At 51.3% G+C, this 25,484-nt stretch carries 19 protein-coding genes; 12 read left to right on the top strand and 7 right to left on the bottom strand.

Translation table 11 applies throughout. The features are described 5' to 3' along the window. The first annotated feature begins 149 nt into the window (after window positions 1-149). The 5 genes from ACG2F4_RS05180 (at window position 150) to glyA (ending at window position 5,992) form a co-directional block, all read left to right on the top strand. Window positions 150-2,408, top strand: coding sequence for a TonB-dependent receptor domain-containing protein (locus ACG2F4_RS05180; RefSeq protein WP_395259147.1), 2,259 nt, complete (start codon window positions 150-152; stop codon window positions 2,406-2,408). Between the two features lie 6 nt (window positions 2,409-2,414). Continuing rightward, window positions 2,415-3,308 (top strand): DUF4249 family protein, encoded by an 894-nt coding sequence (locus tag ACG2F4_RS05185; RefSeq protein WP_395259148.1) that lies wholly within the window; start codon window positions 2,415-2,417, stop codon window positions 3,306-3,308. 118 nt (window positions 3,309-3,426) lie between these two features. Next, the gene (locus ACG2F4_RS05190) at window positions 3,427-4,107 is read left to right on the top strand and encodes a DUF4159 domain-containing protein (RefSeq protein ID WP_395259149.1); all 681 of its coding nucleotides are present in this window, start codon (window positions 3,427-3,429) and stop codon (window positions 4,105-4,107) included. A gap of 140 nt (window positions 4,108-4,247) precedes the next feature. Next, the gene (gene rpiB / locus ACG2F4_RS05195; protein ID WP_395259218.1) at window positions 4,248-4,694 is read left to right on the top strand and encodes a ribose 5-phosphate isomerase B; all 447 of its coding nucleotides are present in this window, start codon (window positions 4,248-4,250) and stop codon (window positions 4,692-4,694) included. After that, on the top strand, window positions 4,694-5,992 hold the full coding sequence (gene glyA / locus ACG2F4_RS05200; RefSeq protein ID WP_395259150.1) for a serine hydroxymethyltransferase: 1,299 nt from the start codon (window positions 4,694-4,696) through the stop codon (window positions 5,990-5,992). The genes rpiB and glyA overlap by 1 nt, the downstream gene beginning before the upstream one ends. An 11-nt stretch (window positions 5,993-6,003) precedes the next feature. Here the strand turns inward: glyA and ACG2F4_RS05205 are convergent, their stop codons facing one another. Further along, window positions 6,004-6,171, bottom strand: a complete 168-nt coding sequence (locus ACG2F4_RS05205; protein WP_395259151.1) for a twin-arginine translocase TatA/TatE family subunit — start codon at window positions 6,169-6,171, stop codon at window positions 6,004-6,006. 422 nt (window positions 6,172-6,593) lie between these two features. Between ACG2F4_RS05205 and tatC the strand changes: the two genes are divergently transcribed. Beyond that, window positions 6,594-7,433, top strand: coding sequence for a twin-arginine translocase subunit TatC (tatC, locus tag ACG2F4_RS05210; RefSeq protein WP_395259152.1), 840 nt, complete (start codon window positions 6,594-6,596; stop codon window positions 7,431-7,433). 105 nt (window positions 7,434-7,538) lie between these two features. After that, complete coding sequence (locus tag ACG2F4_RS05215) at window positions 7,539-8,045, top strand: FKBP-type peptidyl-prolyl cis-trans isomerase (protein ID WP_395259153.1); 507 nt, start codon at window positions 7,539-7,541, stop codon at window positions 8,043-8,045. A gap of 174 nt (window positions 8,046-8,219) precedes the next feature. Here ACG2F4_RS05215 and alr read toward each other — a convergent pair whose 3' ends face one another. Both alr and ACG2F4_RS05225 read right to left on the bottom strand, forming a co-directional pair. Continuing rightward, window positions 8,220-9,281, bottom strand: a complete 1,062-nt coding sequence (gene alr / locus ACG2F4_RS05220) for an alanine racemase (protein ID WP_395259154.1) — start codon at window positions 9,279-9,281, stop codon at window positions 8,220-8,222. A gap of 323 nt (window positions 9,282-9,604) precedes the next feature. Then, the gene (locus ACG2F4_RS05225; RefSeq protein ID WP_395259155.1) at window positions 9,605-11,215 is read right to left on the bottom strand and encodes a phytoene desaturase family protein; all 1,611 of its coding nucleotides are present in this window, start codon (window positions 11,213-11,215) and stop codon (window positions 9,605-9,607) included. A 228-nt stretch (window positions 11,216-11,443) separates the two neighbouring features. Here ACG2F4_RS05225 and sppA point away from each other — a divergent pair, with 228 nt between their 5' ends. Both sppA and ACG2F4_RS05235 read left to right on the top strand, forming a co-directional pair. Continuing rightward, entirely contained in the window at window positions 11,444-13,234 is a 1,791-nt protein-coding gene (gene sppA / locus ACG2F4_RS05230) for a signal peptide peptidase SppA (protein WP_395259156.1), read from the top strand. Window positions 13,235-13,238: 4 nt separating this feature from the next. After that, complete coding sequence (locus ACG2F4_RS05235) at window positions 13,239-14,087, top strand: MBL fold metallo-hydrolase (RefSeq protein WP_395259157.1); 849 nt, start codon at window positions 13,239-13,241, stop codon at window positions 14,085-14,087. A 242-nt stretch (window positions 14,088-14,329) separates the two neighbouring features. Here ACG2F4_RS05235 and rho read toward each other — a convergent pair whose 3' ends face one another. After that, window positions 14,330-15,868 carry a transcription termination factor Rho gene (gene rho / locus ACG2F4_RS05240; protein ID WP_395259158.1) on the bottom strand — a complete coding sequence of 513 codons (1,539 nt, stop codon included), beginning with the start codon at window positions 15,866-15,868 and terminating at the stop codon, window positions 14,330-14,332. 143 nt (window positions 15,869-16,011) lie between these two features. Continuing rightward, entirely contained in the window at window positions 16,012-17,286 is a 1,275-nt protein-coding gene (locus ACG2F4_RS05245; RefSeq protein ID WP_395259159.1) for a bifunctional folylpolyglutamate synthase/dihydrofolate synthase, read from the bottom strand. 53 nt (window positions 17,287-17,339) lie between these two features. Between ACG2F4_RS05245 and ACG2F4_RS05250 the strand changes: the two genes are divergently transcribed. Beyond that, entirely contained in the window at window positions 17,340-18,419 is a 1,080-nt protein-coding gene (locus tag ACG2F4_RS05250; RefSeq protein ID WP_395259160.1) for a quinone-dependent dihydroorotate dehydrogenase, read from the top strand. Window positions 18,420-18,491: 72 nt separating this feature from the next. Here the strand turns inward: ACG2F4_RS05250 and ACG2F4_RS05255 are convergent, their stop codons facing one another. Together ACG2F4_RS05255 and pyk are read right to left on the bottom strand one after the other, a co-directional pair. Next, window positions 18,492-21,110: a tetratricopeptide repeat protein gene (locus tag ACG2F4_RS05255; protein WP_395259161.1), complete on the bottom strand. Its 2,619-nt coding sequence runs from the start codon at window positions 21,108-21,110 to the stop codon at window positions 18,492-18,494. Window positions 21,111-21,678: 568 nt separating this feature from the next. Then, complete coding sequence (pyk, locus tag ACG2F4_RS05260) at window positions 21,679-23,118, bottom strand: pyruvate kinase (RefSeq protein WP_395259162.1); 1,440 nt, start codon at window positions 23,116-23,118, stop codon at window positions 21,679-21,681. 302 nt (window positions 23,119-23,420) lie between these two features. On the opposite strand from pyk, the gene ACG2F4_RS05265 reads away from it, so the two are divergent. Then, window positions 23,421-23,621, top strand: coding sequence for a hypothetical protein (locus ACG2F4_RS05265; protein ID WP_395259163.1), 201 nt, complete (start codon window positions 23,421-23,423; stop codon window positions 23,619-23,621). A 115-nt stretch (window positions 23,622-23,736) separates the two neighbouring features. After that, on the top strand, window positions 23,737-25,158 hold the full coding sequence (locus tag ACG2F4_RS05270) for a GWxTD domain-containing protein (protein ID WP_395259164.1): 1,422 nt from the start codon (window positions 23,737-23,739) through the stop codon (window positions 25,156-25,158). Window positions 25,159-25,484 lie beyond the last annotated feature (326 nt).

The following is a 25,484-nucleotide window of genomic DNA, read 5'->3' on the forward strand; positions in this document are numbered from 1 at the left end:
AACCAGGAGTTTTGTTCAAGGCCAAAGCCTGAGCGGATTCGGAACCGCAGTTTATACCTCATAAATGAGGATTTTGAATCCGCGAAAATGCCGGAATTGAGCAACACAACGGTTTTCCAATGCCCTCTTGTAACCATTTACTATTCCCCTTGAGAACTCTCACCATTTTCGCCGCCGTCATACTCCTGCCCGCTCTGCTCGCCGCCCAGGAAACCGCTTCCGTAAATGGATATGTGACCGATTCAGAAACCGGGGAGACACTCATCTCCGCCAACGTGGCCCTGGAAGGCACCCGGAAAGGGACCTCAACCAACACCTCCGGATACTACACGCTCACCGGTATTGCACCGGGCGAACACGTCATACTTGTCTCCTATATCGGCTACCAGAGTTACCGCAGGGAGATCTCACTGAAACCCGGCGAAAGCCTCCGCCTCGACATCGAGCTATCCCCGGAAGGGATCCAGATGGATGAAATTGTGGTGGAGTCGGAAATGGAAAAAGAGGAACAAAAAAATATTGGGATTTCCCAGGTACAAACCGAATTGATCAAGGAGGTCCCCTCGGTCTTTGAGGCGGATGTATTCCGCGCCGTACAGCTTCTGCCCGGCGTTAAAGCTGCTTCCGATTTTTCCAGTGGACTCTATATCCGCGGGGGAAGTCCCGATCAGACGCTGATCCTGCTCGACCGCACCACCGTCTACAATCCCACACACTTTTTCGGATTTTTCTCCACTTTCAATCCCGATGCAGTTAAGGATGTACGGCTCTACAAGGGAGGATACCCTGCAGAATACGGCGGTCGGCTCGGCTCCGTGCTCGACATCCACAACAAAGATGGAAATCGAAATGAATTTAACGGGTCGGCCTCCATCGGGTTGCTGGCATCCCGGGTGTCTGTGGAGGGCCCTTTTGAAAAGGGCTCGTACATGCTGGCGGTACGCCGCTCCACGCTTGAGCCGCTGCTGGCCGTCTTGCAGGAAAGCCAGGACAATATTCCCGAAAGTTTTTATTTCCTGGACCTGAACGGCAAAGTGAATTATGACGCCGATCCCGACAACAAGTTTTCACTGGCCTTCTACTCCGGAATCGACAACCTGTTGTTCCCGTTTGCCGAGGACGCCAGCATCAAGCTCAATTACGGAAATCAGACCATCAGCTCCACCTGGACCCATATTTTTTCAAACAAGGTGTTTTCAAACCTTACCGTCACCGGTTCGCGCTATTTCAACTTCCCCTCATTCAATATCGCCAGCACGCCCTTCAAGCGGTCCAACAACATCTACGATTTTTCAGTCAAGGGGGATGTCGAATACCAGCCCGGCGATCGCCATTCCGTCTCTGCCGGCTTCTGGAGCGGTCTCATGACCCTGAAAGTACAAGACCAGTTTGACGGTGAGGATACTTTTAGCTCGCGTATTCAATCGCATTACACCTCGCTTTATGCACAGGATGAATGGGCCATCACCGACCAGGTAGAGATGACAGCCGGACTCCGGCTCAACGGGTTCAGCGAAGGCAACTACTGGAAACTGGCCCCGCGCGTTTCCATCGAGTATCAGCCGGTCGACGAGGTGCGCTTCCAGGCTGCATACGGGCGATACAACCAGTTTCTGACGCTGATCTCCAACGAGGCGTTCTCCGGATTTGACACCTGGCTCACCACCGATACCGGGGTAGAGCCCGCCTATGGCGACCAATATGTGGTTGGAGCCAAAACCCAGCCGTGGGAAGGATATGGACTGGATATGGAGATCTATTACCGAACCATGGAAGACCTGTTCGATCTCAACCCCTTCCTGCCCGATGTAGCCGGGCTCGACTACCCCGACCTATTTCGGTTCGGGACCGGGTATGCCTACGGGGCCGAATGGATGCTGGAACGGCAGGTCGGGCGGTTAACCGGCTTCCTGGGGTACACCTTCAGCGTGTCGCGGCGAAAATATCCGGGCTTTAACACGCCCATCGGGCAGCCGGAACATGCGCGCTTCTTTCCGCCCAAGTACGATCGAAAGCACGATATTAACCTGGTGATGAACTACGCGCTGAGCTCGCGCTGGAAGGCCTCTGCCGTGTTCAATTATTCCACCGGCCAGGCGTACACCAAGCCGCTGGGGCGCACCGTCGCTTTTGATTTCCCCACCGAATCTCAGCCACTCGATGCCCTGGTCATCGGAAAAGTGAACGCTTCCCGCCTGCCGGCCTATCACCGGCTGGACCTGGGCTTTACCCGCTCCGGCAGCTTTTTTGGGATGGGTGAGGCCCGCTGGCAGTTTCAGCTTATCAATGTGTATTCCCGCCGTAACGTCTGGTTCTACAACTTCAACTTTGATGAAAATCCCATTGAGCGTGAAGAGGTTACCATGCTTCCCGTTCTTCCGAATATTTCATACACCGTCAACTTTTAGCATCCTATGTTCAGATACCTCGCATTAACATCGTTTATCCTTTTTATCCTCGCTTCCGCGGGCTGCGAACTCTACCCCCAGGATGAGTTTGAGGAGCAGTATGTAGTTGAATCGTACCTGGTAGCCAACCGCACGCTGCCCCAGGTCCGTATTTCCAGGACGGTTCCGGTCGACCAGCGATACAACTTCAACGACGCCGCCGTCAATGATGCCGATGTCGAGATCCGCCTGCTGGACGAGTCGGGCGAAACCGTCGAAGATCGCTTCTCCTTCAGGCGCCGGTCAAATGGAATATATGAAACCGGTAACCCTCACAAGGTCCTGCCCGGGCGAACATATCAGCTGCACGTCACGTTTAGCAACTCTGTCGAAGAGATCGAGGGCACCACGCGCATTCCCGGGGCTTTTAAGGCCGAAAATTCCACTGAAGACAGAATCACTTACCAGGATCCGAACCAGATCACCATAAATACCACGAGAAGTGCGTACCCCGGGCGGCAGGCATTTTTCATTTTTACGGTGGAAGCGGGGAATCCTGCCGTCGAAAACCTAACGCCCTTCTACGCCGACCAGGTCAACAACCAGGACCAGGAGATCGCCGGCTATTATTCCAACTCTTCTGGAATTGTGAATGAAGAAAATTACGAAGAGAACGAGGATGGGACATTAACCCTGCGGCTGCCCTGGCTGGCCGTCGCTTTTTATGAAGAAAATTATATCATCGCAAGCGCTATTGACGATAACATGTATGACTTTTATCGCTCCCAGGATGTACAGACCGGGGGCAGCACACTCCCTCCCGGCGAACTGCAGAATATCATCTACAACCTGGAGGGCGGCATCGGCATTTTTGGCAGCCTGGCCAGCGATACGGTTGAAGTGTTTATTGAACGAAATTGATCCTCCTTATCTGCCGGGATAGAGAAAAGCTCTTGTAAAACGATAATAATTATTACACTCTCCGAGTTATACTTACATTAAAACCAGCATCAAACCACAAGGCGTAACGGCAACCCGCATGATCCAGAAAATCATAGTAGTTTCGATCAGCATCTTTTTCGTTACCGGCTTCCCGCACGTGGCACCCGCACAGTCTGAGACAGGCACCCCGATGGCACGCATTAAGTACCGCGGCGGGGGCGACTGGTACAATGACCCATCGGCCTTCAGGAATCTGCTTGAATTTGCCAACCAGCAGATCCCCGTTACGCTGGATCCCGAGTACGACGATGTGGCCCTGGGCAGCCGCGATCTCCACCAGTACCCGTTTGCTTTTTTGACCGGCCACGGCACCATCGCCGTCAACGAGGCTGAAGCCCGCAACCTGCGGGAATATCTCGACAACGGCGGCTTCCTGTATATTGATGACGATTACGGGCTGGACGACAATTTCAGGAAGATGCTCGACCAGGTGTATCCCGACGAGGAGCTGGTGGAGCTGCCGTTCGACCACCCGATATATCACCAGGTGTTCGACTTCCCGGAGGGATTGCCCAAAGTCCATGAACACGACAATAAACCGCCCCAGGGATTTGCGCTCTTCCGGAACGGGCGGATGGTGGCCTTCTACACATATGAATCGAACCTGGCGGACGGATGGGCCAACCCGGAAGTCCACAACAACCCGGAACCGCTGCGGCAAAAAGCACTGCAGATGGGGACCAACATCCTGGTCTATGCCCTGACCAGCGGCCGATAGACAACCGAAGACCGTAAAACACTTAAATTTTAAAAAATCATTATTCCTGTTTTGATATTCAACATTCCCTCCTTTTCAGTGAATAATATTTTCAAGATATTACGGAACTAAAATTTTAACCAAGCCAGCAGGTGATATTGATGATAATCCCGATTGCCAGTGATCATGCAGGGTATGAGGCCAAAGAAACTGTCGTTAAAATTTTGGAAGAGATGGGACACATGCCGGTTGATTTTGGCACCCACTCCGACGATTCGGTCGACTACCCCGACTTTGCGGTCCAGGTGGCCGAAAAGGTCGATTCCGGGGAGCACGAGCAGGGCATCCTCATCTGTGGAAGCGGCCAGGGCATGTGCATGACAGCCAACAAATTTAAAAATATACGGGCAGCCCTGGCATATAACGAGGCGTCTGCGGCCCTGACCCGACAGCACAACAACGCCAATATTCTCTGCCTTCCCGGTCGCGAACTCAACGAGGAGCAACTGCGCTCAATTCTGCAATCCTGGCTGGATGCAACCTTCGAGGGCGGCCGGCACGAACGCCGCGTCAACAAAATACATTCGCTAACCGAAAAAGACGATTAATGAAATCACTTTCTGATCAAGATTCTCAAATCTTTGCACTGCTAGATCAAGAACGTCACCGACAAAATGACAACCTGGAGCTGATCGCCTCTGAAAATTTCGCCTCGCGTGCCGTAATGGAAGCGATGGGATCGACCCTGACCAACAAGTATGCGGAAGGGCTGCCCGGCAAGCGTTATTACGGCGGCTGCGAATTTGTAGACCAGGTTGAAGAGCTGGCCCGCAGCAGGGCCCGGGATCTTTTTGGGGCCGACTGGGTCAATGTACAACCTCATTCAGGCGCCCAGGCCAACGCCGCGGTATACCTGGCATTCATGGAGCCGGGAGAAACCCTGCTCGGACTGGACCTGTCGCACGGGGGGCATTTGACCCACGGTTCGCCGGTCAACTTCTCCGGACTCCTTTACAAATCGGAATTTTACGGAGTTGACAGGGAGACCGGGCGCATCGACATGAACAAGGTGCGCGACAAAGCCAAAAAAGTGAAACCGAAACTGATATCCATCGGGGCTTCGGCGTACCCGCGTGACTTGGATTACGAGGCATTCAGGGCAATTGCAGATGAAGTGGGCGCCTACCTGTGGATGGATATGGCCCACACGGCCGGGCTCATCGCCGCCGACCTGCTGAACGATCCACTACCCTGGTGCGATGTGGTGACCACAACCACCCATAAAACGCTGCGCGGCCCGCGGGGCGGCATGATTCTGGTGGGAAATGACGGGGAAAATACGCTGGGAGTGACCGCCCGGAAATCCGGCCGTACCAAAAACTGGAGTGAAGTGCTGGACTCGGCCGTCTTTCCCGGCACGCAGGGCGGACCACTCATGCACGTAATCGCTGCAAAGGCGGTGGCCTTCCAGGAGGCACTGGAAAAGGATTTCAAACAGTACCAGCAGCAGACCAGGGACAATGCTCAGGCCCTTGCCCGCAAGTTCAAAGAGATGGGCTACAACCTGGTAAGTGACGGAACGGACAACCACCTGATCCTCGTGGACCTGCGTAACAAGGGGCTGACCGGCAAGCAGGCTGAAGAAGCGCTTGAACGAGCCAATATAACCCTAAACAAAAACATGGTACCCTTTGACGACCAGAGCCCGTTTGTCACCTCCGGAATCCGTATCGGAACCCCGGCAATGACTACGCGCGGAATGGGTACGGGCGAATTCGAATATATTGCAGAACTAATTGACAAGGTGCTGCAGCAGCCTGAAGACACGACAATCCAACGGAACGTCAAATCAGAAGTCCAGGAACTATGTAACCGTTTTCCGCTGTACGACTTTGTTACCGCGTAATACCAGGTCAGCTATTTCTCGACTGACTGCTCAGGTTTTTGCTCGGAGGTTTCGGTAGTCTTCTTGAACTCCTTGATGCCCTGGCCAATACCGCGGGCCAGTTCAGGAATTTTTCGTGCACCGAAAAACAGGATAATAACCGCGAGTATCAATACAATTTCAGTTGCTCCAAAAGTCATAATCGCATTCTTTTATTGTTCATATTAAAGCTATCTTTGCACTGCCGGTTGGCAAACATCACCGTTGAACGGCTTGACGATGTATAACAAGCAGTTCAACAGTTGGCAACACAGCATATGAGTATCGTTTGAATCTGATGTTGTTAAGATCTAAAAATATTACCATCTATTTAAATCTTTTACAGATTACTGCATTTAAATTATGCTGGGTTTCGCGAAAGGGTTTAATCGATCCCGGACGAGGTATTGATTCGACCGTTTCTTTGGTAATTTTGAGCAATTGCCGGAGGTTTCTGAATAATTGAACTCTCTTATTCATACCCAGAAAATAAATATAACCACTGACTACGTTACAGTTGGTCCGGGTTATTCAGTAACATCCGTTTTTTGAAGAACAAATTTAATTTTTAATGTAAGATATTGTGGAAGACCGAGAAATTATGGCACCCGATCCGCCACAGGCCACGATGCCGAAGGATCGCACTGATGAAATGTCATTTCTGGAGCACCTGGAAGAGTTGCGCTGGCATCTCATCAAAGGATTTGGAGGCGTGGCGTTTGGTATGTTAATCGCATTCATCTTTGGAGATTTCCTGGTGAACAAGATTATGCTGGGACCGACCCGGGCCGATTTTGTTGTTTACCAAATGCTGGGTATAGATGCGGTAGACCTGACCCTGCAGAGCCGAAAACTGCCCGGTCAGTTTTTTACCTACTGGGGAACACTCATTGTGATGGGCGGCATTATCGGTTCTCCGATATTCTTTTACCAACTGTGGGCGTTTGTGGAACCGGCCATGGAATCAACCGAGAAATGGAAATCACGCTTTAACGTTGCTTTTATAAGCCTGTTTTTCCTGCTCGGCGTCAGCTTTGGCTATTTTGTACTGGTTCCCTTTGCCGTGCAGTTTTTCAGCCAGTTTCAGATTGCCGATGTCATCCACAACGATTTTGACATTAATGAGTATTTCAGTTCGCTCACCATGTGGATCCTTTCCTGCGGCGTAATCTTTCAGCTGCCGGTCATCAGTTACTTTCTATCCAAATTCGGGCTGCTTACCCCCGACTTTTTACGCGAATACAGGCGGCATGCCATCGTAACCTGCTTTATACTCTCCGCTTTCCTGACACCACCGGATCCGGTCTCCCAGGTACTTATTGCCATTCCCCTGCTGCTGCTGTACCAGTTTTCGATCTGGGTGAGCAAGATGGGTGTGCGCCAGCGAGAGAAAGAGCTCAGAAGGGCGTGGGGAGAAGAATAATTCGCCCGGACCGTGTGCGTTATTAGCACGTGGAGACTAATTCCCTTACTTTCGGTACGAAATGAACAGTTGCTAGAATCCAAAGAAAAGTTGTTAACACATTTAATGAGATCTTCCATTACTACTAAACCGTTTCTCCCTTTTGTCCTTGGCATCGTTATTTTCATCGCATTTCAGGGTTGTGGGGACAATGATACCATATCGGGCCCGGATTTCTCAACAGTTCCCGCCCCCTGGGACATCTCGGGGGCTGACAGCAGTTTCACTCTTGCGGACGGCGATATCGCGGTTTATGTTCTCGAGAAGGGAAATGGGATTTTTGAGGTTAACGAACGTGATCAGATTTCGGTCTATTACACCGGACGGCTTAAGGATGGGACCGTTTTCACCAGCACGTGGGCCAACGGGAACACCGCCCCGCGCTTACTGGCCATATCGGAACAGATCGAAGGATTCAGGAGGGGCGTGATAGGCATGTCCGAGGGCGAACGACGCACGGTGATCATACCTCCCAGCTACGGATACGGAAACAGCAGGCCGGGAACCAACGGTTACAACTTACGCAACGACACCCTGATATATGACATTGAACTGGATGAAATTGACGGCTAGCCTGCATTTCACCAGGAAATTTAAAGGGATCTTTGCAGAACCTGCTATTTTGCTGGGAGTTGGGTTATACCACCGACCTTATTGATCTTGTAAACGAGAGTGCAACTCCCTCAGAACGAGAAATCGAGGATTTTACAAAGCCCTATAACATTAATTCTGACAAAAATATGCAGGTTAGCCGGCTACATGCCTTCGGGGGACCCGTTCGGAAATACCCGTTAATATTTCGTATGCAATAGTCTGGCTGCGCCGGGCCCACTCGTCAGCGGTTTGTGCATGGGGTCCCAGCAGCTCGACCGGCGTTCCCGTCTCATATATTTTTGACGGACCCAGGTAGACCATGATAAAATTCATGGTCACCGTTCCCACCACAGGATATCTCGTTTCTGCAATCGCGACATCCAAATTTCCTGTCAGCAACCGGGGAATGCCCTCTTCATAGCCAACGGGGACAGTACCGATATAGCCGTCCTCCGGCGCCTTCCAGCGGGCACCGTAACTGACGGTTTCGCCTTTTCTAATCCGCCGTACCTGCGCCAGGTGCGAGACCCATCGCAGGCACGGTTGCAGTTCCCTTACGGGCGCATCCCCCGGGGCATATCCATAGAGACCAATTCCATTTCTCACCATATCAAAATGAGAAGAGGGATAGAAGACAGTTCCTCCGGTATTGGCCATGTGTGCAATCCAACCACCACTGAACCTTCGGCAAATGGTACGAAAACGTTCAAGCTGCGTCTCCGCCATAGCGGACCCCGGTGCCTCGGCCGTGGCAAAATGTGAGTAAATTCCGGTACAGGTGATCGATTTTCGCTCTTCCACCAGCTTCTCCGTCTGCGGGATCTCATCCTCTGCCAATCCGAGTCGTCCCATACCGGTATCAAAATTGAGGTGATACTGTGTACCCCCGCGCAAAATACCGAAATGCACCAGGTCGCTGACGGTCGCCGTAAGTCGATATGCTGGATACGCCGGGGCAGTCTCATCCGTGGGAACACCAAAAACCAGGATGGGAGCATCAATTCCACCCTCCCTTAAAGCGATCCCTTCATCCACATCATTCACGGCAAACCACGCCACCTGATCCTCAATGGCCCGGGCCACGGGCACTGCCCCATGTCCATAAGCGTCGGCTTTAACCACGGCCATCTGTTTAACACCGGGAGAAAGGTAGCGCGCCAGTACTTCTGTATTGTCCTTTAATTTTGAAAGATTCACCTCAACAAATGAGTTCACAGAAACTTTTTTAGCCATCTTGAATTCCAAAAAAATATCTATTTAACGTAAGTTCCAGCTTTAAGCTTTTTCATAATTTCTTGGGGCAGACCCTTAATCTCCCCTTCAGGGGAGCGCCGCCCAAGGCGGGAGGGGTGTTATTCTCTATGTTAGACCTGCACCTCCCGAACCAATCGCGAGAGCCACGCGATTGGCCCACTCTCCTCAAGGAGGGACTGTTTTTTCTTGCCATTTCAGGGCAAACAGGTATTCTGCTTAAGATAAATATGTCAAAATCAGGTTAGTTACTTCGGCATTTTTCATTTTTACGGTAGTCTGCAGCGTCAGAAAAACCATCTGTCTTTCCTGTAGTCCTTCAGAATAACCTGTGCCGCGTTATACCCGGCGGCCCCGAACACCCCCCCGCCAGGGTGACAGGAAGCACTAGACAGGTACAGATTCTCGATCGGGGTTTTATATTCACTCATTTCCGGGATCGGGCGAAACATAAACATCTGGTCAAAGCTCATCTCCACATGCATCACATTGCCCCGCGGCATGGCGTGCTTGCGCTCAATATCCAGGGGACTCTGAATATACCAGTCAATTAATTTCCCTTTCATATTGGGAGCATACCCTGTAACGACATCGTATATCTTTTGGGCTTCCCGTTCCCGGATCTGGTCCCAGTGCTCCCCGTTACTCAGCTCATACGGGTGCCACTGAGCCCAGGCAAACAGGGTGTGCCCTCCGTCGGGCGCGACATCCGGATCAATTTTAGAAAATGTCATGGCAAGCACTGCCGGATCCTGTGGCGGGACACCCCGCGTGTGATCGGCAATGGCATTCTTCAGGTATTGCCGGGAGGGGGCCAGCAGCTGCATTCCCTTGTGGATATCAGGATCTCCGGGGCTGGCGCTGTATTCGGGCAGCTCTTCCACCGCACAACGAATCACCATTCCAAAGCCGTTGCCCACGTTGATATTCTCCACTTTCTCATACAGAGAAGCATCCAGGTGCTCGCGGCCCACCATGCCCATCATTGTTTTTTGGACATGCGCATTAGAGACAATGACATCGGCAAAAAACTCCTCTCCCCGCCGGGTTCTTACTCCTGTTGCCCGGCCCTGTTCGATGATGATATCCGCGACAGGGGCATCGGTCTGAACAGTCCCTCCGTGGGCCTCGATATAGTTGGCCATCGCCCGGGTGAGCATCCCACTGCCCCCTCTCGGGTGCCTGGCTCCACTCTGGTGCAACATCGATTGCCAGCCGGCAAAATCACCCGTAGCGGGGTGGTCCGGCGTGGGACCCGACTGGGCTGCAAACCAGATGAGTGCGGTCTTCAGCCAGGGATTTTCAAAAGCGTCGTCCACCACCTTGCCGTAGCTGCTGAAGATCTTCTGGAGTCCCGCGGCCTGCTCCCCTTTTTTAAACATCGATCCATTTCGAACCTGTCCCTTGATCAGCTCACTTACAATATTTTTACCGGTAGGCGGAACCATAAACGCCTTCAGCACGCCCTGGTTGACCCGCCCCCAGAACTCCACAAAATTCCGGTAGTTCTCAACATCTTCGGGTGCCACCCGGGCGATCGACTCCAGCGTGCGATCCAGCTCCCTGTAGAAATGAATCACCCCTTTTTCCGACTGTGCGGGCGGCAGGGGGTAAGACATGATCGGGTTCATTTCGATATATTCCAGCCCATATTTTTCCAGCTCCAGTTCCTCGACAATCCCGGTTTGATGAATCATAATATGTACCGACGACCCGACATCCATTCGGAATCCCCCGGGGTATTCCTCGGATTGAAACATTGTTTCGGTGCACACGGCCCCGCCGATATTTTCCCGACGCTCCAGCACCTGCACGGAATACCCCGCCTTTGCCAGGTAACAGCCCGTAACAAGGCCGTTGTGGCCGGATCCGATCAAAATCACATCGTAATTGCTCATTGTAATATATATTCGCTTTTTATAACATCAGTCAACTTATATCATGTAATGCGTGTTGCATCAACCGAAGGATCTGCAAAACGTTGAGTACCTCATTTTGAGCGCATCTAGAGTTTTACATATCCGATTTCCGTTTCATACGGATATTTGATTTCGGCGTTCAAAATTGCTGCACAGCTTTGCACAAGCCTCCAATAATTTTCAATACTCACAAATCATCTCTGCAATATGAAGTTCTTTCAAACCCTGATCGCCTCTACACTGGGCTTTCTCATCGCCGTGTTCATCCTGTTCGTGGTATTCTTTATCACGCTTTCCAGCAGTACCCAGCAGCCAGAACCTTACGTACGTGATAATACCGTTCTTAAAATAAACTTGCAGGGTTCTCTTCCGGCCCAGCAGTCCAGCAACCCGTTTGATGAACTTTTTTCCACCCAGGGGGGCGTAAAAGTATCGCTGCAGTCACTTCGGGAGAACCTGAACAAAGCCGCCAGGCACGACAACATAAAAGGCGTATGGCTGGAGATTAACGCCGTCTCCGAGGGCTGGGCTAATCTTGAGGAGGCACACCGCCTGATCCGCACGTTCCGCGACAGTACCGACAAATTCGTATATGCCAGCACCTCCGATATCGGATATAATGAGAAAGGCTACTACCTGGCATCCGCCGCAGATTCCGTCTTTTCTCCGCAGGAGTCCTTTTTTGAGTTTGATGGCTTCTATTCCCAGGTCTCATTTTATGCGGGGCTGTTTGAAAAGATCGGAATCGAGGCCGAGATTGCGCGTCACGGAAAGTATAAATCGGCGGTAGAACCTTTTTACCAGAAAGAGCTTTCCGAGGAGAGTCGCTACCAGCTCGAACAGATCATTCAGGATGTGAGCAGTACGTTTGTGGGGGCTGTAAGTCAAAAGACGGGGAAGTCCGCCGGCGAAATAAACACGCTGATGAATGATGCTCCCAGCCTGCTGACCCGAAAGGCGCACCAGCAGGGCCTGATCGACTCGCTACTCTCCCCCAATGACCTTAAAAAACTGATCAAAAAACGCATGGGAGTGGAAGAGAGCAGTACCCTGCAAACCATTTCCAACAACCGTTATTACCGTGTAACCCCGGGCACGGCGGGAATTGAGCGCAACTCTACGAACAATAAGATTGCCGTTATCTATGCCAACGGACCCATCGTCTACGGGGTAAATGCGAATGCTCCCTTTGACAACCAGCAGTATATAACGGCTTCGTTTTTTGAAGAACAGCTGGAGGATATTCGCGGGGATGAAGATGTCAAAGCGGTAGTCGTGCGCATCAACAGCCCCGGTGGGTCCGGCAGCACTTCGGACCTTATATGGAACAAGCTGCGCGAGCTCTCCAACGAGATTCCTGTGATTGCTTCCATGGGGCCTGTGGCTGCCTCCGGCGGGTACTATATTGCGATGGCTGCGGATTCGATCGTCGCGGAATCGACGACCCTGACCGGTTCCATCGGCGTGTTTTCCACAAAATTCAATACCAAGCAGCTCTGGAATGAGGAGCTCGGTATCACCTTCGACCAGGTTAAATCGCACCAGTACGCAGACTGGCTGAATCCTACGCGCGGCTTCACCGAAACCGAGCGGAAAGCCTACCAGCAATTCACGGATGATTTTTACCGGATTTTTATCTCAAAAGTAGCGGAATCACGAAATATGACGCTGGAGGAAGTCGATGCCGTTGCGCAGGGACGGGTGTGGACCGGCGAAGATGCGCTGGAACAAAACCTGGTGGACCTGCTGGGGGGAATGGAAGAGGCGCTGAATATTGCGGCCGAAAAGGCGGAGATATCGGACTACCAGCTCGTCACCTATCCAAAAGCCAAAGATTTCTATGAACTGCTGATGAGTTCGGCCCAGGCCAAGGCAAAATCACTGCTCGGGAATTCCCTGCTTCCTGAATACGAGCAAACTGAAAAGCTCAAAGCGTTGTTTAGATATGGAAAAGGCGATCCGTTGTTACTCTTTCCATACGCACTAAATATCCAGTAATGCCATGAAGGTCGGTCGTTTTACGATAGAACAGCTTAGTGAAGGACAGTTTGAAATTTTTGACGACGGCGCTTTCAACAAGCTGTCCCAAAAAGAGACCGGTCCCGCTGTAGACCTGCCGGTGGAGGTCTCAACGACGGTGGGCATCAACCCGGTCCTGGTCTCCACCGGCGAGCAGCATATACTGCTGGATACCGGTCTGGGATGGGGGCTGGACGCCGGAAGCAGGTACCCGGAGGTATCAAACGCCGTTACGAACCTGGCAATATTCGGGCTTGCTCCTGAAGATATTACCCATGTGATTCTTACCCATCTTCACTATGATCATGCAGCGGGATCTACATATACCGACGACCGTGCCCTGACGCAGCCCACATTCCCCAATGCCACCTATTACCTGCAAAAAAGGGAATGGGAGTATGCCATTACACACGCAGGAAAACCAACTGCTGCCGGGAAAGGCGCCACATACAAACCGGATGACCTGTACCGCCTGTTTGCTGATGACTATCTCGAATTACTGGACGTGGAACATGCAGCCATTGTGCCGGGGATCGATGCGATCTGGACAGGTGGACATACGCCCGGGCACCAGGTGATACGGGTTCATGACCAGGGGGAGGCGGCCTACTACCTGGGCGACCTGCTCCCAAGTAAAGCGCATCTCAACAGGTACGCCATGCGGCATGTCGACATCCATCCCAACCAGGCAAAAAAACGAAAACTTCAACTCCTGCAGGAAGGGTGTGAGGAGAATGCCCACCTGCTGTTCTATCACTCTCTTTACTCAAAAGCAGGGGTGCTCGCCAAGGATGAGAATGACAGGAAATACGTGCTGAAGGAAGAAAATTGAGCGGTCCGCTTCCTTCACTTGAAGGAGAAACCCACAATTTTGTCAATGCTGCCCTTAGATTATCGCAGTCGAACGCTCTCATCGCGGAATGCAGAGCACCACGAAATAGTAGTTCTACCATGCAGTCTGCGTAAATCGGCATGATCGGTGTTTATCCGCGTTATGCCAGTAACGGCTGCATCCAGGATTTGACGCGAAACCAGCAACTTCTAACACAGTTCGCCGATGTTATGCGTGGACGATCATTTATTCATGGAAATCAGGAACTCCTCGTTGTCTTTGGTGCCCTTCATCTTGTCAAGCAGAAATTCCATCGCCTCATTGGCATTCATGCGGTTCAGATAGCGGCGCAGCAGCACCACTTTTTCACGTTCACTTTCGGGCACAATAAGCTCTTCACGGCGGGTCCCGCTCTTGAAAATATCCATTGCGGGAAAGATACGCCGATCGGCCAGGTTTCGATCCAGAACCACCTCCATGTTACCGGTACCTTTGAATTCCTCGAAAATCAGGTCATCCATGCGGGAACCGGTCTGCACCAGCGCGGTTGCCAGGATAGAGAGGCTGCCGCCATTTTCGATATTTCGGGCCGAGCTGAACAACTGGCGCGGGGCCTTGAGAGCTTCCGAGTCTACCCCACCCGACATCGTACGGCCGGTGTTAGGGGCACAGATGTTGTAAGCACGCGCCAGGCGGGTGATGGAGTCCATCAGCAGCAATACATCGTGGCCGCTCTCTACGAGCCGTTTCGCTTTTTCAAAGACAATTTCCGACAGTCCGATATGATTTTCAGGCCGTTCATCAAATGTAGAAGCCACAACCTCGGCATTTTCCACATTGCGCTCCATCTCGGTGACCTCTTCCGGCCGTTCATCTATAAGCAGGATTATGACCTTCGTATCCGGCGCATTTTTGTTGACAGCGTTGGCCACATTTCGCAGGATGGTTGTCTTTCCCGTTTTCGGCTGTGCAACGATCAATCCCCGCTGTCCTTTACCGAGCGGGGCAAATAGATCGATGATACGGGTGGTATACTCCTGGGGATCGTACTGCAGCTTGTACCGTTCATTCGGATAGATCGGCAGCAGGTCTTCAAAATCCTCCCGGTTGTCCATGTCGTGCGGAATCTTGCCGTTAACACCATCAACGCGCAGCAAGGCAAAATAGCGCTCTCCCACTTTCGGGGGACGAATGATGCCGATCACGCAGTCGCCCTGTTTCAGGCGGAACCGCTTTATCTGGGAGGGAGAGACATAGATATCATCCGGACTGGCCTTGTAATTATAGTTCACTGAGCGCAAAAACCCGTATCCGTCCGGCAAAATTTCAAGGGTGCCCTCGTTGATAAGATACGGACCCAGCCCCGGGCGTATCTCCTCTATTCGTTCCTGTAGCGTCGGGGCGTCAGACTCGGGGAGAATATCGTGCACACTCTTTTTCTTCTTGCCTCCGCCCGATTTTGATTTCGATTTTGAGCTCGAATTACTCCGGGACCGGCTTCGGCTTTTTTTGCTGCCGTTGTCGTCAGAATTTTTCTTGTAGGGTTGGGTGTGCTGTATCTCTTCATCATCATTTTTATTGGCCGAAGAGGTTGCGTCAGGCATCGATTCCGCCTGCTCGCGGGCTGTCTCGCTAATCTTGTCAATGAGCTGCTGTTTGCGCAATCCGCTTATAGACTTCAGTCCCTGTTCACGGGCAAGTTCTCGCAATTCTTTCACCGTCTTGCGATGTAGTTTTTCAATTTCCTCTTCAGTCAACCCATCGGTCTGGATATCCGACATAATGCTCTATTTACTGTGATTGGTTAAATTAGTGTGAGATGAATAAAAAATTCGTAGTAAAAGTAAAAAATTTGTGTGCTTGAGAGAGTTGGTTACACTGCGTAATCTGCAAATGTAAGCAATCAGAATAGATAAGAAACTGGTTACTGGTCGGAATGAAGTGTCTGTAACAACTTCCGAACCGATGAGTAAAAGTAAAAACTTCCAGCAAAAATTACTAATTCTGACTCAAGTTCTTTCAAAAAAAGAGGTTGTTCGTCTGGAAAAGGCTCCGCATCGGGTAACCATTTTTTTATCTCCCCCATGCCCGCTGACCTCTTTGACCCGGATGTATAATAGTATATTTTTTTGAACTTCTGAAACTCCGCCATCATTTCCCGGTCTATTTTGTCTTTCATGAGTGATAGAACCAATACTGCACGGTTCAGCGGTTTAATACGCTCAACAGAGGCCGTCATCGCCCTGACCGCCTCCAGGTTGTGCGCCCCGTCAAAATACCACTCCTTGCCGGGATCCAGTTTTTCAAACCTGCCGGGCAGATTAAACGTGCTTTTTACCTGTTTCAGACCCTCCCTGAACTGGTCTTCCGAAATATTAAATGAGTCGCCCAGCAGTTTAACAACATACCAGGCCGCAGCAATGTTGTATGCCTGCACGGAATTATTCAGATCGGTTGCAAAATGGTACTGGTGCTCCCCTTCGGCGAGGGTACATATGCCCATCTTCCAAGTGGGATTCAGGGAATGAACTTCATATACCGCTCCCCACTGACGGGCCGCCTCCTTCCGGATGAGGGTCCGCACCTCTTCGCTGGCATTCCCGACCACGACGGGCGTATGGAATTTGATAATTCCAGCTTTTTCTTTGGCAATATCCAGGATATCCTCTCCCAGAATGTCCGTATGATCCCGGGACACGTTGGTTATTACCGAGACTTCAGGACGAAGTATGTTGGTGGCATCCAGCCGCCCCCCCAGCCCAGTCTCAATAACCGCGATATCCACCTGCTGCACATGAAACCACCAGAACGCAATGGCGGTACTCAGCTCAAAATAGGAAAGGGCCGCCGCCTCGATCCGGGCACGATAGGTATTGATAAACTCCAACAACCGCTCCTCCGGGATATATTCTCCATCTACCTGGAAGCGCTCCCGGTACTCCAGCAGGTGGGGAGAGGTGTATACCCCCGTTTTATACCCTGCATTGTGATAGATTGCCCCCAGAATCTGGCAGGTACTGCCCTTGCCGTTGGTACCGGCTACATGAATGGATGGATACGACTCCTGGGGATCACCGATTTCTCCACAAAATGCCCGAAACCGTTCCAGGTCCAGCTTTGCGGCGGCCGCTCCTTCGTGTTGGAATGCAGGAATTGAGTCCAGATACCGGTAGAGATCGTCGGTACTATTTAATTTCATTTCTAATCCTTACCTCGTACATTGTTACGGCTTTGAAGTTCACCACATTAAGAATGATATACAAATCAATTATCAGACCTCTGCTCTTTGACCTGGAGGCAGAAAAAGCGCATGAAACGACCATGGGGTTCGGTAAAATGGCCTCCCGCAGTGCGCTGCTGAAGATGGCCGGAAAAAGTTTGTATCACTATAAATCCGACCGCTTGTGTCAAACATTCTGGGGACTCACCTTCAACAATCCGATCGGGCTGGCAGCGGGATTTGACAAGAACGGCGAAATTACCGGCATCATCGAAGCACTTGGGTTCGGCTATACCGAAGTCGGCAGCATCACCGCCAACCCTTCAACCGGCAATCCCCGCCCCCGCGCATTCAGGCTGGAGAAAGACCAGTCCCTGATCAATCGCATGGGCCTAAACAACGACGGGGCCCAAACGGTGATCCGCCGCCTGCAGAACCAAAAGCTCGGCATACCACTCGGCATCAATATCGCCAAGACTCATGATCCCGGCATTGTTGGTGACAAGGCGATTCGGGACTACCTGTTTAGCTTCCGGGAGGCTCAAAAGGTAGCGGATTACATCACCGTTAACATCTCGTGCCCGAATACCAGCAAGGGGAAAACCTTCGAAGAACCCGGGCCGCTTGATGAACTGCTGGCCGCTCTTAACATCAAGGAAGATGCCAGCGTTATTCCCACTCTTGTCAAATTTTCTGTGGACCTGGACCGAGACCGGCTGGAAGCACTGGTTGACATTTGCGAACAGCACCGGGTGAACGGATATGTGGCCACCAACACCTCCAGCAGTCGCGAGGGACTCCAAACCGACGCCCGGCGGTTGAGGGAAGTGGGACGGGGCGGACTCAGCGGGCAGGCGATCGCTGCACGAAGCACCCAAATCATACGGTGGATCCACGAGATCACCAACGGTCAAAAACCGATTATCGGGGTCGGGGGCGTCAACTCTTTTGAAAGTGCCCTGGCCAAAATTCGGGCGGGTGCCGATCTTCTGCAAATATACACCGGCCTGATCTATGAAGGTCCCGGACTGATCAAACGAATTAACAAGAGGCTTGATCGCTACCTAAAAGAACATCAGCTCGATTCCATTCACCAGCTCATCGAAGATTGATACAGCCCATGCGTGAGACCTGCCGCCTGAATAGCCCTCCGAGCGTCTGCGGTCTTGTCACCTTCTTGCTCCCTATCTTTCAGCCTGTCCGGAAACAGGGAAAGAAAACTTGCACCGCACCCTTTTCATGCCTCGATCCAGGTTCATAGGGATGAATTCCAGGTGCTCCCGTATCGCCCGTGCAAAAGCTTCCTCGATACCCGCTCCTGGTTTCGCGGATACCCGTTGAAACTCTTCCACTGTCCCTTCCGCAGTAATCAGAAAGGAGTAATCGATTGTGCCCGGGGGGGATTCACCTTCAAGATCTTCCGGTAGTTCAACATTTGTCAAAAACTGGCTTATTCCTCCCTTTATCTTCGGTTCCAGACCCAGCTCCCGGCAGGTCGACAACGCCTCAGGAGGCCGATTTTCCTCCATTTTTCCCAGTGCTTCAGAGAGTTTAATGACCCTTTCGGCTGCCGGCTGGCTGGAAAAATTCCGGGTATGTTCATTTAGTACCGCGCGCACGGTATCCCAGTACGCTCCGCGATACTCCAGCCGGGGAACCCTGCCATCCGTGTTGGCAGAGTCTGTAGCCAGGGAATCTGATGACGGCGGTTTTACCCTAATGCTGTCCCGCCCGCGGGCCAGCCTGATGTAGTATTTTATGGACTCGTAATGAACGAGCGGGGCAGCCGGGGTCCCCTTGTTTGCCAACGCCAGGCTCCGCAACTCTTTTGCAATTTCATCGGTAGCAGCCGGTGAAGAGAGAATATTTTTCATCTGCCGGGATAGCTTCAGATCTGTCGAATCCTTTTGCGCCGGACCCGGGGGAACGTTTTTTTCAAGACGCTGATCCAGCCGACGAGTGTAGGGGGAATCCGGGTGCTCCCTTCTCAGCCGGGCGGCCCACTGCTCCGCCTGGTCCTGATCTCCCCCGGAGTTATACAATTCATACAGTGAATACAGCGCCTTCGGGACCAGGGCATGCCCGGGATGTTGTTCCACGACTGAACGGAAGTAATGGGCCGCGCTATCCTGTTCCTGGAGCGTCAGCAGGAAGAGGTTGCCGAGCTCAAATTTTGCCGAGGCTATCTCGTCCCGCGTTTTTTGCCGTTCCTCCGGGGTAAAGGGAATTTCGCCAAGATCCAGCTCAACCGGGGAATGTGGTTGATCCGGAGAGGAGCCATTCCCTTCAGCAACCGTCTCCTCCTGCGAGCTGTCCTGCCGGCTGTCTCCGTCACGTATCGCCTCCGCCCGGCGCCAGTTATCCACCAGGGGGCGTCCTCCCCAGACCGCCCTGAACTGCGTGCGGGCCGCGGTCAAAAGCCGGCTATTCTGATAATTCAGGAAGCCGTAGGTCCCGGAGGTACCGCTATCCCGGTTCGCACTCTCCAGGGTATTCACATTGGTTAAGACGTTGGCATCCTGCTGGCGGTCCTCGGCCTGCTCCTCCAGCTGCCGGATTCGCTGCCGGCGTATCTCCGCAATCACGGAATCGAACCTGGCCTGTGGCAGATTTCCGAGCCACAGCAAACTATCAAGGTGACTGATCCGGTTTCGCAACTCGCTGTACCGGCCATACGCCTGCGCCAGTATGTTGGTGTTCAAGGATTCTTCCAGCGCGCCCCCCTGCTCCGAACGATCCCTTAACGAGGAAGAGGAGTCGTAGTAGGCGGCAGCCAGCTTGTACCGATTCAGATTATTGGTGTACATCTGTCCCAGCCGGTAGTAAATATCGGCTCTCGTTTCCCGTTCCACCTGGTAGGTGGTACTGCGCAGTACCTGTTCATAAATTTGCCGGGCCGCCTCGTAGTTGCCCATCGCCTCTTCTGTTCGGGCTATCTGATAGTATAGTTCGGGCAGTCTCTCCACATTTTTGTCGTCCCTGCTCATCTTGACAAAGATCGCCAGTGCCTGTTCCAGGTTCCCCATCTTACGCAACGCCTCAGCCTGTTTGTAGTTGGCATAATAGAGCAGGGTAAATCCGGGACGATTGGCAGAGACTTTTCCATAGGCTTCAGCCGCCGCTCCGTACTGTTCTCCAATCTCAAGAATTTGACCATGCAAAAAGTGCGCTCTCGCCTTCAGTGCTCCCTTGGGCAATCGCGGCAATGCCTGGGTTAGCAGCTGCCCGACCTGGTCCCACTGCTGCAGTTGCACGTAATGCTCGGCAAGCAGGACCTCCGCCTTTGCCCTGAGCTCCGGTTTCCACTCCCCTGACAGGCTCGATAGCTGATCTTCCAGGAATACGACACCCTCGCTGTACATCTGCAGATCGAGCAGGGCCCTGCTCTTCCAGACTACGGCACGCTGGCGCATTTCCGGCGTTTCCGCCACGTTGTACTGCTCCTCAAACTTTTGCTGCGCAGAATAATACTCCTGCCGGTAGTAATACGACTTGCCTATGAGTTCGAGCGTCTCGTCAATCCACCGCGACTCCGGGAACTTTCGAAGGATATGGGCACCTTTGTCAATCGCATCCTGAAACTGCTGATCGGCCGAACCCAACGGGGGTTGAAAAACCCGGATTGGATCATTTACATTAATCTCCCTGGGTTGGTCCGCAAGCTGTTGAAGTGCCGCCCGGTAGCTCTCATTGGCATTGTAATAGGTGTTGTAGTAAGCGCGGAAATCGATCCAGGAGTTTTTGAGTGCGCCCCCGCATCCCATCAAGAGGGTGAGAACTGCTATTTGGAATGCTTTTTTCAATATACCTTCCGATCCTCGGCCTTATTTCGTCAATGAACTTCGTAAAATAACTCAAATATCACAATTTGTTTAGCTTTTATTCGCCTGGCGATACATCTCTGCGCTAACCCGGATTATTCACCAGGAAATTTGGTTGTGCACGAGGAAAAGGAAACATGACCGCGGAATAGTACAGGTGTACAGTGAGCAGGTCATGTTTCCTTCAACGAAGTGCACGGCCCAATTTTCGCAGCCTTTGTGAGGATACCCAAACTTGAGCTCCCGGGTATTTCAGCTAGATATCATAATATTATTGGCTTAAGATGTAATTTGTTCTGCTTCGTGAATAATCCGGGCTAAAAGAAGCACCAATAAGAAACGGGAGATTTTTCTCTGAAGGGACCTTTGCAGAACCTGCTATTTTGTTGGATGGGGGGTTGTACCACCGACCTTGGTGCCCTTTTAAACGGGAGTATAACTCACTCAGAACAAGGAATAGAGAGATTTACAAAGCCTTCTTTTAAAAAAAGGGGTGTTCTTTTGGCTTGAACAAAAGGAAACATGTATCATGTATCGGGAGAGCAAAAAACTATTCAATCGAGCTTATTTTAATCATATTGGTCCGGCCTCTTTTGGCTATCGGCATTCCGGTGGCTATAATCACGCGGTCGCCCTTGCTGACCAGCCCGTGATCGGTCAAATACTTTTCCATCACCCGGACGGTGTGATCGGTATCCTCGTCAAAAATCCTGTCGATAATGACAGGGCGAACCCCCCACACCAGGGCCAGCTGCCGGCGGATCTTTTCGGTTTCGGTGAACGCCACTATGGTAACCTTGGGGCGAAATTTGGCAATCCGGCGGGCCGTGTTCCCCGACTGGGTAATCGTGGCGATCGCCTTGGCTTCTACATTATCCGACATGGAGATACAGGAATAGGCCAGCGATTCAATGATCTGCTTCTCCTTCCACTCCGGTTTTACATACTCCAGGCTGTTATAGATGTGCGACACCTGGGATTCCACCGAGCGACATATCTTGTCCATGGTTTTCAGCGACTCCACCGGGTACTCTCCCGCCGCTGTTTCGCCGGAAAGCATAACGGCATCGGTTCCATCGAGCACCGCGTTGGCCACGTCAGAACTTTCTGCCCGGGTTGCCCGCGGATTTTTAACCATCGATTCCAGCATCTGGGTAGCGGTAATAACCGGCTTGCCGGCCCGGCGGCACCGGTCAATAATTTTCTTCTGAATCAGCGGGACCCGTTCACTGGGCAGCTCGATACCCAGATCGCCCCGTGCCACCATAATGCCGTCGGACTCTTCAATAATTTCGTCGATCACCTCAACCGCTTCCGGTTTCTCGATTTTTGCAATGATGCCGGCCTGGCTCTCTTTGGCCCGTACCCGCGAGATAACCTCCTGGATATCACCGGCACTCCGTACAAACGACATCGCCACAAAATCCACATCCTGGTCAACCGCAAATTCCAGGTCCTCAATATCCTTTTCCGTAAGGGAGGCCATCGAAATATCAACATCAGGAAGGTTCACCCCCTTTCTGGACTTCAGCAGCCCTCCCACAATCACCTGCGCTTCGAGGTGCTCCTCCGTTTTCTTTACGACCTTCAGCTCCAGCAGGCCGTCATCCATCAAAATGGTATTTCCCTCGCGGGCATCTTTATTCAGGTAGGAATAATCGATGGGTATCGTTTTGGAGGTTCCAACAACCTCCTCGGATGTCAACTTCACATAGCTGCCGGTCTCAATTTCCTGGGCTCCATCTTTCATCGTGCCGACCCTTATTTTAGGTCCCTGCAGGTCCGCAAGAACCGCCACGCTTACATTCAGCCTGTTGGAGATACGACGTATGTGTTCAAGGGTCTCTTTGTGATCCTGGTGGGTACCATGGGAAAAATTCAAGCGAGCCACATTCATTCCGTTCCGTATCAGCTGCTCAATAACTTCCCCGGTATTCGAACTGGGGCCCAGCGTACAAACAATTTTCGTTCTTCTTTCGCCTTGTAACATCAATATATAATAGGATGATTAAATACTTACAATGAATTTCAACTTGTTAAAAGAGGACGTTTAAAAAGCCCGGAACTGCCCAGGGGCAACTCCTGCGCAAATCCAGAACCGGGGGAATGATACCTCGTCGATGAGGATTTCAAAAGCGCAATTTTGCACATATCAAGTATGAACCCGCCGTTTTTTAGCATCCTCTTACACCGTCCGCAACCAGCTGTACAGTATCGAAGAAATCGCTTCTGTCCGCCAATTTGAGTTAAGGTAATATATAAATGCCGATGCTTTTAAAAGACCCACTAAATATGGAATCTCAAAGCGGAAACAAAATTAGCCTATCTTTTGAACCTTCAAAAAATTTTTTTGCTCGTTTTTTCGCCTTATCTCCCCTGTTGGGTATGCCGTGGCCAAGCTTTATTATTCTGTTCGTGCGCGCATGGATGGAACGTTTTGGCTTATTACGGGTTTTAGCATTATGCCTGACAGGCGATATTGACATCGACTGAGAATTACCGTTTTACCTGTTTCAGCAAAAGCCTGGCACTACAAATTAATGCTTGTATAATTTCATGTTTAACATTTAGTTATTATAGAGCAACCGTTAAACAAAGGGGTCCCATAATGCGCTCTATTCTTTCACTTCTGTTCCTGGCTTCCATCCTGATGATGGGCTGCAGCCAATCGATGAACCCGGACATCGTACGAGGATCAACCTATCAATACCGCGGGGGATTCCCGGAAGTCAGGCTTTCCGCCATCGGCTTGCTGGATGAAAATGATGACCCCCACATCAGCGTGGCCGCCGATATTGTGTATGGCAGCCTGGTATACAAGGAAGTAGAGGGCATGCAAACCGCCAACATCGCCCTGGAAGTGCAGATCCTGGACCAGGCCGACACTGAAAATATTATCGATACCGAGCGCTTTACCGTAACCATTGAAAAGGAGGACCCCAATATAACATACAGCCAGGAAGTCTTCACTTTTGAGAAAGAGATACCGGTTGACCCGGGAGATTACCAGATCAACCTGACGGTCATCGACCAGAACTCCGGGAAGCACACCACCCGCTCATCCAATACCTTTATCCCGAATCCCGAAGACAATATTTCCAACCTGACCAACATTCGGCTGCTCGGCAAACAGGTAGACGAACATCAGGGCGCCTGGCTGCCGATCACAACCTACGATGTGCCCGGAAAGGTCGATTCACTGAAATTTGTATTCCAGGTTACCAACAACAAATCAGAAAGCCCGCTGACCATCGATACCGAACTGATCCGTTATGAGTCGGATACCAGCGTGGCCCGCCCCATGCACTACAATAACTACAGCCCCTCCAATATTTCGTACAAGGGCATTGAATATGACGAGGAGGAGGTCATACAATCCAGCAGGCGCGTGTTGACGCAGCCCGGCAGCGTCCTCGTTGAGTTTTTCTTTCCCCAGCAGGGGCGCGGCAACTACCGTTTTGAGGTCACCGCCAGCGGAGATGAAGATGAGGAGGAACCTCTTTTCAAGGCACGTGATTTTAGCGTAAAAAGCACCAATTATCCCTCTATTAAAACTGCCCAGGAGATGTTGGGGCCCCTCCACTACCTCATGAACGATGACGAGTATGAACGGCTCAGTGCGATCAACGATTCCGATTCGCTAAAAGCGGAGATCGACCGGTTCTGGCTCAGCAACATCGGAAACAAGAACGAAGCCCGGAGTGTTATCGAGATGTTTTACTCACGGGTTGAAGAGGCCAACAAGCAGTTTTCCAACTTCAAGGAGGGATGGAAAACCGACACCGGCATGATATACATCCTCTTTGGCCCGCCCTGGTATGTGGAGACCCACCTGGATGTGATGACTTGGTCGTACGCCTACGACCGCAGCGATCCCGAATACAACTATACCTTCCAGCGATCAAAATTGAAATCGCGGTTTTACCCATTTGACAACTACCTGCTGCGCCGCCACCAGGGTTATTTTAATATTCAATACCAGCAAATTCAGCTCTGGCTTACGGGTCAAATACTCACCAGGAGTATTTAACAGAACATGCGGTCTTTTATACTTAACAATTAGTGAATAAAAGCTAATTTATTTAACACAATGTCGATAGATGTAATATTTATTTATCCCATATGGGGTGTTTAGCACAATTTATCGGAACATTGTTTTATTTATCAAAAAAAATACCTTAATTTGAGGTGTCAGTGAGGCCCAAAAAAGTGGCCATTTTACATACGTTAAAATAGTATAATAGTAGGTTCGTGGGTTATTTTATCATCACATCTCCCATTCCGTATATAGAGAATAGGTTATTTATGCAATAATCTGCACCTGCCGTTATACCTGCTTAAATTACAATAAAAACG

The organism is Halalkalibaculum sp. DA3122, from assembly GCF_043951865.1.
Taxonomy (GTDB): Bacteria; Bacteroidota; Rhodothermia; order Balneolales; family Balneolaceae; genus JAMQKA01.

Coding starts and splice junctions, on each gene's coding strand:
- ACG2F4_RS05190 (WP_395259149.1), top strand. CDS start 3,427: ATGATCCAGAAAATCATAGTAGTTTCGATCAGCATCTTTTTCGTTACC.
- ACG2F4_RS05245 (WP_395259159.1), bottom strand. CDS start 17,286: ATGAAATTAAATAGTACCGACGATCTCTACCGGTATCTGGACTCAATT.
- ACG2F4_RS05270 (WP_395259164.1), top strand. CDS start 23,737: ATGCGCTCTATTCTTTCACTTCTGTTCCTGGCTTCCATCCTGATGATG.
- ACG2F4_RS05185 (WP_395259148.1), top strand. CDS start 2,415: ATGTTCAGATACCTCGCATTAACATCGTTTATCCTTTTTATCCTCGCT.
- ACG2F4_RS05205 (WP_395259151.1), bottom strand. CDS start 6,171: ATGACTTTTGGAGCAACTGAAATTGTATTGATACTCGCGGTTATTATC.
- glyA (WP_395259150.1), top strand. CDS start 4,694: ATGAAATCACTTTCTGATCAAGATTCTCAAATCTTTGCACTGCTAGAT.
- sppA (WP_395259156.1), top strand. CDS start 11,444: ATGAAGTTCTTTCAAACCCTGATCGCCTCTACACTGGGCTTTCTCATC.
- ACG2F4_RS05265 (WP_395259163.1), top strand. CDS start 23,421: ATGGAATCTCAAAGCGGAAACAAAATTAGCCTATCTTTTGAACCTTCA.
- pyk (WP_395259162.1), bottom strand. CDS start 23,118: ATGTTACAAGGCGAAAGAAGAACGAAAATTGTTTGTACGCTGGGCCCC.
- ACG2F4_RS05250 (WP_395259160.1), top strand. CDS start 17,340: ATGATATACAAATCAATTATCAGACCTCTGCTCTTTGACCTGGAGGCA.
- ACG2F4_RS05225 (WP_395259155.1), bottom strand. CDS start 11,215: ATGAGCAATTACGATGTGATTTTGATCGGATCCGGCCACAACGGCCTT.
- rpiB (WP_395259218.1), top strand. CDS start 4,248: ATGATAATCCCGATTGCCAGTGATCATGCAGGGTATGAGGCCAAAGAA.
- rho (WP_395259158.1), bottom strand. CDS start 15,868: ATGTCGGATATCCAGACCGATGGGTTGACTGAAGAGGAAATTGAAAAA.
- ACG2F4_RS05235 (WP_395259157.1), top strand. CDS start 13,239: ATGAAGGTCGGTCGTTTTACGATAGAACAGCTTAGTGAAGGACAGTTT.
- ACG2F4_RS05215 (WP_395259153.1), top strand. CDS start 7,539: ATGAGATCTTCCATTACTACTAAACCGTTTCTCCCTTTTGTCCTTGGC.